The sequence below is a fragment of the Acetatifactor sp. genome (genome assembly GCF_982438285.1).
Genome location: NZ_CEWDFQ010000304.1, coordinates 1 through 3,827, shown reverse-complemented (window position 1 = coordinate 3,827; position 3,827 = coordinate 1). Strand labels below are relative to the sequence as shown.

Sequence of the window (3,827 nt, the reverse complement as noted above, 5' to 3'; positions counted from 1 at the left end):
GCCTATATATTACTCCCAAACTAGGTAAAATGCAACATTTTAAGGAAGAAATCCAAAGGGTTTTTGTTTGAGCGCAAAATGCTTGAAAAAGAACGGCTGATGTGATATTCTAAAAATAGAACAGATGTTTGTAAAGAAAGGGAAAACGGATGGAAAACGAAGAAAAAATGGTGGAAGAGATTTTGAAGCACCTGGACAGCGAGCTTGAGAAGGGCGCTATGCGTATGAGCGTGACCATGGATGAACGTTCTTCGGTGGAAAAAACAGTGTCCCATAAATGCTGTATCAGCTACGGGAGGCCAGCAACGGAGACGGTTGGGCTCTTAGACATGTATACGGATATGAACGCGGGGGAGCCGGACCGGAGTCTGTGACCTGGCGGAGCGCAAAAATAAGAAGGCATAAGAGGCCGGAGAGGATGCACGGATGAAGATACTGGTGATAGGAGGCAGCTATTTTTACGGAAGGGTATTTGTAATGGAATATGCAAAGGAACATGAGATCACTGTGGTGAACCGGGGAACCTACTCCATGAAGGATTTCGGGGCGGCGCAGGTTACCGGGGACAGAAGGCAGAAGGCGCTGTGGCAGGGGCTGCGTGGGGATTACGATGTGATCGTAGATTTCTGCGCATATGAGAAGGGCGATATTGAAACGGTTCTGTATCATCTGCAGGGAAGGGTTACGCAGTATATTCTGATCAGCACGGTGGACGTTTACCAAAGAGGCGGGGACGGACAAATAAGAGAGGACGCTCCCTTTGAAAAGCGCCATTTTTCGGGGGAAGCGGGACGTTATATCGCGGGTAAGACGGCCCTTGAGGAAGAGGTGCGCAGAGTTTGTGCCGAAAGAGGGGTAAAGTGTACTGTGCTGCGCCCGGCAATTTTGTATGGACCCTATAATTATGCCCCCAGAGAAGCCTGGTTTATCCGCCTTGCGGTAGAACAGGGAATTCTTCCCTGTATCACGGATGCTGCCGGACGTTTTCAGTTTGTTTATGTGAAGGATGCCGCCCGGGCCGTATCCAGATGTATGCTCAATGAAAGAAGCTACGGACAGGCCTACAATCTCTGCCAGGATGAGATTGTGGATTATCCCCGGTTTATTGACGCTCTGAGAAAGGCTGCAGGGGAAGGGCTTGAAGAGATTCCCCTTACAGTTTCCCAGGCGCAGGAGAAGGGGATTCCTCTGCCTTTTCCCGTGACAAAGGAGGAGACGCAGCTTTACTCCAATGAAAAGAGCAAAGAGGAGCTGGGCATGAAATATCTGGATTTTCAGGAGGGAATGAACAGAACCTATCGGGCTTTTCGCGGGGTTTACGGACAGCGTAAGTAAGGAAAAACAGATGTCAAGTTTTGAGGGAGAGCGGAATATAATTTAGTAACAGAGGCTTGTTATCCTATCAAAAAGACATGGGAGGATTCAATGGAAAGAGTTTCGACGGAAAAAAAGGTGCCCGTTATCTTCCTGCTTAAATGCCTGCTTTTTTCTTACATAGTAACAGCGGCGCTCCTGCTTCTGCTGGCTTTTTTGCTTTTTAAGCTGGGGCTTACGGAAAAGATTGTGTCAATCGCCATTATTGTCATTTATGTGGCCGCTACCTTTTTGGCTGGTTTTTTAACGGGAAAAAGGATGGGAAGCAGGAGATTTTTATGGGGGCTGTTTATGGGAGGCGTCTACTTTCTTGTGCTTGTGGCGATATCTCTTGCGGTAAACCATTCTGTCAAAGAGCTTACGGATTCTTTTCTCACAACGATGGTTTTGTGTGCGGGCGGCGGCATGCTGGGAGGCATGCTCAGTTAAGGGAATTGTACTGCTGTTGTATTATTTTGTAAAAAACCCTTTTACAAATCGAAGATTTATGATATACTACTAAAAGTTTATGAGTGCATTGACTTTAAAAGCAAAAGCATAAGGAGGCTGTTTTAAAAATGAAGCATATTAAAACCTTGACCACGAGAGATATGAAGGAATCCATGAAAAAGGGCGGATGCGGCGAGTGCCAGACTTCCTGCCAGTCAGCCTGCAAGACTTCCTGTACTGTAGGCAATCAGAGCTGTGAAAAGCTGAAATAACAGACAGGATGCCAAAAAAAGAGACTACGAGACTAACGTAAGCAGCGATTTTGGTCGCTGCTTATTTACTGAGTCTTGTATTTTTGTTTTTATGAAGAGATCCGTACATTGTACATTGATAGAAAGGAATAAAATCTGTGATACACCAATACAAAAGCAATGGGTACAATATTGTCATGGACGTAAACAGCGGTTCTGTCCATGTGGTGGATGATATCGTGTATGATATGATTTCACTGGTTGAGCCCCTTGTGACGGAAGGCATCAAGGATGCGGATACCATTAAGGCCGCTGTTTTGAATCTTGCCAATATTCCCTATCCGGCAGAGGAGATTACCGAAGCGGTGGACGAGGTTCTCGCGCTGGAGAAGGCGGGACAGCTCTTTGCTCCCGACATTTATGAAAATTATGTGTTTGATTTTAAAAACAGACAGACTGTGGTGAAAGCCCTGTGCCTGCATATCGCCCATGACTGTAACCTTGCCTGCAGATACTGCTTTGCAGAGGAAGGGGAATATCATGGCAGAAGGGCTCTGATGAGCTTTGAGGTGGGGAAAAAAGCGCTGGACTTTCTGGTGGAAAATTCCGGAAACAGGGTGAACCTGGAGGTGGATTTTTTTGGCGGGGAGCCCCTTATGAACTGGCAGGTGGTAAAAGACCTGGTTGCATATGGGAGAAGCCTGGAAAAGCCTCATAATAAAAAGTTTCGGTTTACGCTGACCACAAACGGCGTTCTTTTGAATGATGAAATTCTTGCATTCCTCAATCAGGAAATGGCAAATGTTGTGCTCAGCATTGACGGACGGAAGGAAGTGCATGACGCTATGCGTCCTTTCAGAGGGGGACAGGGAAGCTATGATCTGATTGTCCCCAAGTTTCAGCGTGTGGCCGAAAGCAGAGGACAGATGAACTATTATGTGCGTGGAACCTTTACCCGCAATAACCTGGATTTTTTCAAGGATGTGCTTCATCTGGCAGATCTGGGCTTTCAACAGATCTCTGTGGAGCCGGTGGTGGCACAGCCCTCGGAGCCCTATGCCATCAGACAGGAGGACATCCCTGTGCTGAAGGAAGAGTATGATAGGCTGGCCGTGGAAATGCTGAAGCGGGAGAAGGAGGGCAGAGGCTTTCATTTCTTCCACTTTATGATTGACCTGGAGGGAGGCCCCTGTGTGGCAAAGCGTCTTTCGGGCTGTGGTTCAGGGACGGAATATCTGGCTGTGACGCCATGGGGAGACTTTTATCCCTGCCATCAGTTTGTGGGGAATGAGAAATTTCTCATGGGAAATGTGGACGAGGGAATTCTCAGAGAGGATATCCGGGATGAATTCAAGTGCTGTAATGTATACGCCAAGGAAAAATGCAGGAAGTGTTTTGCAAAATTTTACTGCAGCGGCGGCTGTGCGGCTAACTCCTACAACTTCCACGGCAATATCAACGACGCTTATGACATTGGATGTGAGCTGCAGAGAAAGCGCATTGAGTGTGCCATTATGATGAAGGCGGCCCAGAGCGAAGAGAGAGCCGGACAGGAGGCGTCAGAATGAAAAAAAGTAAAGGGATTGTGATACTTCTTTGTGTACTTCTGCTTCTTGCAGGAATCACCTATGTGGATGTAAACGGCATAGACCCGGCGGGCACGGCAAGCGCTTCTGATATCAAGCTGGGTCTTGACCTGGCCGGCGGGGTGAGCATCACCTATCAGGTGGTGGGAGAAGAGGAGCCGGACAGCACAGATATGGCGGATACCAT

The 3,827-nt window shown here is 47.6% G+C and carries 6 protein-coding genes; all 6 read left to right on the top strand.

Features of this window, described 5'->3' with window-relative positions:
* The first annotated feature begins 149 nt into the window (after positions 1 to 149).
* Positions 150 to 374, top strand: a complete 225-nt coding sequence (locus AC1WIP_RS12875; protein ID WP_318702627.1) for a hypothetical protein — start codon at positions 150 to 152, stop codon at positions 372 to 374.
* Between the two features lie 52 nt (positions 375 to 426).
* Positions 427 to 1,335, top strand: a complete 909-nt coding sequence (locus AC1WIP_RS12870; protein ID WP_481142205.1) for an NAD-dependent epimerase/dehydratase family protein — start codon at positions 427 to 429, stop codon at positions 1,333 to 1,335.
* Between the two features lie 90 nt (positions 1,336 to 1,425).
* A complete protein-coding gene (locus tag AC1WIP_RS12865; protein WP_481142204.1) occupies positions 1,426 to 1,803 on the top strand; it encodes a TIGR04086 family membrane protein in 378 nt (125 codons plus the stop codon).
* A 128-nt stretch (positions 1,804 to 1,931) separates the two neighbouring features.
* Positions 1,932 to 2,075 carry a six-cysteine ranthipeptide SCIFF gene (gene scfA, locus AC1WIP_RS12860; RefSeq protein ID WP_318702624.1) on the top strand — a complete coding sequence of 48 codons (144 nt, stop codon included), beginning with the start codon at positions 1,932 to 1,934 and terminating at the stop codon, positions 2,073 to 2,075.
* 137 nt (positions 2,076 to 2,212) lie between these two features.
* Positions 2,213 to 3,622 carry a thioether cross-link-forming SCIFF peptide maturase gene (gene scfB / locus AC1WIP_RS12855; RefSeq protein ID WP_481142203.1) on the top strand — a complete coding sequence of 470 codons (1,410 nt, stop codon included), beginning with the start codon at positions 2,213 to 2,215 and terminating at the stop codon, positions 3,620 to 3,622.
* On the top strand, positions 3,619 to 3,827 hold a 209-nt coding region (locus tag AC1WIP_RS12850), incomplete at its 3' end, for a hypothetical protein (protein ID WP_481142202.1). The genes scfB and AC1WIP_RS12850, both read left to right, overlap by 4 nt.

Bases quoted from the DNA above. Each gene is read 5' to 3' on its own strand.
- AC1WIP_RS12875 (WP_318702627.1), top strand. From the start codon at position 150: ATGGAAAACGAAGAAAAAATGGTGGAAGAGATTTTGAAGCACCTGGAC.
- scfA (WP_318702624.1), top strand. From the start codon at position 1,932: ATGAAGCATATTAAAACCTTGACCACGAGAGATATGAAGGAATCCATG.
- AC1WIP_RS12870 (WP_481142205.1), top strand. From the start codon at position 427: ATGAAGATACTGGTGATAGGAGGCAGCTATTTTTACGGAAGGGTATTT.
- AC1WIP_RS12865 (WP_481142204.1), top strand. From the start codon at position 1,426: ATGGAAAGAGTTTCGACGGAAAAAAAGGTGCCCGTTATCTTCCTGCTT.